This window comes from Candidatus Woesearchaeota archaeon (assembly GCA_026394965.1).
GTDB lineage: Archaea > Nanobdellota > Nanobdellia > Woesearchaeales > 0-14-0-80-44-23 > JAPLZQ01.
Genome location: JAPLZQ010000046.1, coordinates 1 through 4,156 on the forward strand (window position 1 = coordinate 1; position 4,156 = coordinate 4,156).

Here is a 4,156-nt window from a genome sequence, read left to right on the forward strand (position 1 = left end):
AAGCCCGAACCTGAAAAGCAGATATGCTGATGCAAACAGGAAGCCGGATTTCAGGATTACACCTGAAAAGCCTGACAGCAGAAAATTCTTTTTCATGAGCAGGTTCAATTCCTTTACAGCAAACACAAGAATAGAATTTCCAATCCAAATGAAGGGAAGCATGAACACCAGATATTTTGTTAAGCCGCCAAAAAGCGCAGCCCTTAAAAGGGCTCCTATGCTCGGCAATATTATTGGCGCAGCAAGCCGGTAATCCTTCAGATAAAGCGCTGACTCAATAAGCAAAATATTTACAGCAATCCCAACAATCAGCTGCGGATGCCCGATAAGGAACGGTATGAGGAATGAAGCTGCTGTGATTATTATCAGTTCAGAAACTTCTGCAAATCTATTGCTTATCTCCAAAGAGAGATTTGTTATATCCCTTAATGAAAAGTCATTTTCCATTTTTTTTACCTTCAATAATTTTTATTCAGGATAATTCATCTTTTCAGCCAGTCAATCTCTTCTTCATCAAGCTCAAGGCTCTTTGCGATTTTATCAGCCATCTTCCTGTCTTTATGAAAGATTATCTTGAGATAGGGGATTGAGTATGTTGCCTCCCTTTCTGAGGAGTGCGACTTTTTTGCGAATTTTTTTGCAATTGCCTTTCTCTTCTGGTATTTCATGTTTGCCTTCCAGAAGTCAAGAAGCCTTTCCGGCTGCTTGTATGATGCAGAATGCTCCGGCTTTTTGTCTTTTGAAACAGCAATTCCCGAGCTTATGAGAATTCCTATGGTTCTTAAGAAGCCCCAGTACTGCCTTTTTTTTATCCTGCCCTTGAACATGTCTGCCTTGGAGAGCATTTCATATGCCCGGTTAAGCTCATCTGCATTCCGGTATTCCTTTGGAAGGTTTTCATCAATCCACATCACTTGTGAGTCAATGTCCTCATCAACTGAGTCAAATGCAGATGAGGCAATCTCAAAATTCATTGACCTGAAGATTTTTATCAAAGCAGAGGGCATGCTTTCCACAAGCTTTCTCCCTCCAAGAGTTTCAAGGAAGCACTTTGCCTCTTCAAGCGATACATTCCCCTTTTTTCCGACGCATTCATCTGCAAATGTTTCAAAGTCTGTCAAAGCAGCCCTTGCATCCCCTCCGGAGTGCCTTGCAATCCTTTTGAGGATTTCATCCTCAACCTTCAGGTTTTCAAGCCCGGCGATTTTTTTAAGGAGTGCAAATATGTGCTCGCTTCCAACTTTGTCAAATCTCACAAGAGTTGATTTTGTCTTGAGAGTGCTGTATTTTGAGTCCCAGTGTATCTCGCGGGGGTCTTCCTTGAACCCTGCGGTCATTATCACAGGAAAGGATGTCTCTGATATTATCTTTGCAAGAGTGGGCATTCCGCCGCGGTCATTCTGCCCCGAAATTCCGTCAACCTCATCGATAAGCAGGATTTTGTCCCGTGCAAAAAGGGATGCCTGCTTTGAGGCATTTCCTATTGTTGACTGGATTTGCTCGCTTCCGCGGAAGTCAGATGCATTTACCTCAAGAATTTCAATTTTGTTCTCTCTTGCTATTGCATGCACAAGCGAGGTCTTTCCTGTCCCGGAAGGTCCGTAGAGGAGAAGCGCCTTTTTTTTCTCATTCCTGAAGTTCTCAATGAACTTTTTTACTGCCTTGACCTGGCTTTCCTGCCCGAGAATTTCAGAGCTCTTTTTCGGCTGGTATTTCCTTGTCCAGGGAAGCTGCCCAGAAGAATCTTTTTCTTTCCCAATTCTTTCATTTTCAGCCAAGCAAAGCCACCTTTTTTCCTTAAATCCCGCCTTAATTTAAATATCTTTTACAAAAAGTTTTTAAATGAACCATAACACTCCTTAACATTCTTTAAGGCTGTTAAATTCAGTTAAAACGCATTTGTCTAGCGCAGGGTTCATATATAAATATTCCTGCTTAAGGCATAATGCCGGTTGCATTGGATATTCATGAAGACGGAAAAAAATGGAAAAGCAAAAATCAGATGAAAAGCAGGACGCTTATAATGCAGGTGTTTCTGAGAAGAAATGGCAGCTCTTCTGGGAAAAGGAAGAGGTTTTCAAGTTTAATCCCAAATCCAAGAAGCCGGTGTATTCAATTGACACTCCGCCTCCTACTGTTTCAGGCGCTATGCACATGGGGCACGCCTTTGGATACAGCCAGATGGATTTCATTGCAAGATACCATATAATGAAAGGGGAAAATGTTTTCTACCCTTTCGGATTTGACGACAACGGGCTTGCAACAGAGCGGTTTGTTGAGAAGAAAATTGGAAAGCGCTCAACTGAAATGCCGCGCTCAGAGTTTGTGAAAATATGCCTTAAGGAGACATCCGAGGTTGAGAAGTCCCTTAAGCAGTCCTGGCAGGCGCTTGGGATGGCATGCGATTGGAGCTTAAGCTATCACACCATTGAAGATTGGTGCAGGAAGACAAGCCAGCGCTCATTCCTGGAACTTTACAAGATGGGCAGGGAATACCGGAAGACCGCGCCTGCCCTCTGGTGCCCCGAGTGCACGACGGCAATTGCCCAGGCAGAGCTTTTGGACAAGGAGATTGAGTCCCAGTTCAATGAGATTCTTTTTGAGCTTGAGGACGGGAATAAAATTCACATTGCAACAACAAGGCCAGAGCTTCTTCCTGCATGCGTGGCAGTTTTCGTGCATCCTGAAGACAAGAGGAATGCTGGGCTTATAGGGAAGAAGGCGAAGGTTCCGCTTTTTGATTATTTTGTCCCGATAATAGGCGATTCAAGGGCAGACCCGGAAAAGGGCACAGGAGTAGTCATGTGCTGCACATTCGGAGACCAGACAGATATGGAGTGGTGGAAGGCATATTCGCTTCCGCTTAAGATTGCAATAAACAGGAACGGCACAATGAATGAAACTGCAGGAGCTTATTCCGGGCTTTCGATAAAGGAGGCGAGAAAGAAAATAATTGCAGACCTTAAGGGAAAAGAGCTTCTTTTTGCGCAGAAGCCGATAAAGCACATGGTTAATGTTCATGAGAGATGCGGAACAGAGATAGAGTTCCTCGTTACAGAGCAGTGGTTCATAAAATACCTTGACCTGAAGGACAAGTTCATTGAGGCAGGGCAGAAGATACGCTGGCACCCCGAGCACATGCGCTTAAGGTTTGAAAACTGGATAAACGGGCTTCAGTGGGACTGGTGCATTTCCAGGCAGAGGTATTTCGGGGTTCCCTTCCCGGTCTGGTACTGCAGGAAGTGCGGCGAGATAATCCTTGCAGATGAAAAGACGCTTCCAGTTGACACTCTTGAGGACAAGCCGAAGGGTGAGTGCCCCAAATGCGGCGGAAAGGATTTCGAGCCTGAGAAGGATGTGCTTGACACATGGGCTACAAGCTCGCTTTCACCTGAGATAGCCCTTAAGTGGAGGGAGGATGACAAGTTTTTTGACAGGATGTATCCCATGAGCCTGCGCGCCCAGGGGCATGACATCATAACATTCTGGGCTTTCAACACAGTTGTCAAGGGGCTTTTGCACAACAAGGAGGTTCCCTGGAAGGACATAATGATTAACGGCTGGGCTCTTGACCAGCACGGGAAGAAGATGAGCAAAAGCAAGGGGAATGTTATTGACCCGCTTGAAATGATATCCAAGTATTCCGCAGACTGCCTGAGGTTCTGGGCGGCAAGCTCAAAACTGGGCGAGGATGTTTGGTTCAATGAGAAGGAATTTGTTGCAGGGCAGAGATTTGTCAATAAGCTATGGAACGCATCAAAATTCACAATACCGCACCTTTCTGATTATGAGTGCAGGAAGCCGAAGGAGATTGAGCTTATAGACCAGTGGCTTCTCTCAAAACTCTCTTCCCTTGTGAAGAGCTGCACAGAGGCATTTGACTCTTATGAATTTGTCCGCGTAAGGCTGGATGTTGAGAACTTCTTCTGGCATGAGTTCTGCGATGAGTATCTTGAAATAGTGAAGGACAGGCTCTACAACAGCGATAAGTATGAAAAGAAGAGCATTGACTCTGCAAAATACGCTCTTTATACAGGATTCCTTACAATAATAAAACTCTATTCTCCGATTACTCCCCATATAACAGAGGAGATTTACCAGCAGTTCTTTGCAGAAAAGGAAAAGGCAAACAGCATAACCATTTCAGGATGGCCCG

3 protein-coding genes are annotated in these 4,156 nt (G+C 44.7%); 1 reads left to right on the forward strand and 2 read right to left on the reverse strand.

Features of this window, described 5'->3' with window-relative positions:
• Together NTV63_01965 and NTV63_01970 are read right to left on the reverse strand one after the other, a co-directional pair.
• Nucleotides 1-447: hypothetical protein (locus NTV63_01965; protein ID MCX6709702.1), on the reverse strand; the 447-nt coding region annotated here is incomplete at its 3' end.
• 35 nt (nucleotides 448-482) lie between these two features.
• Complete coding sequence (locus NTV63_01970) at nucleotides 483-1,778, reverse strand: replication factor C large subunit (GenBank protein MCX6709703.1); 1,296 nt, start codon at nucleotides 1,776-1,778, stop codon at nucleotides 483-485.
• Between the two features lie 205 nt (nucleotides 1,779-1,983).
• On the opposite strand from NTV63_01970, the gene NTV63_01975 reads away from it, so the two are divergent.
• Nucleotides 1,984-4,156 (forward strand): valine--tRNA ligase (locus NTV63_01975; GenBank protein MCX6709704.1); only part of this gene is annotated, 2,173 nt, incomplete at its 3' end.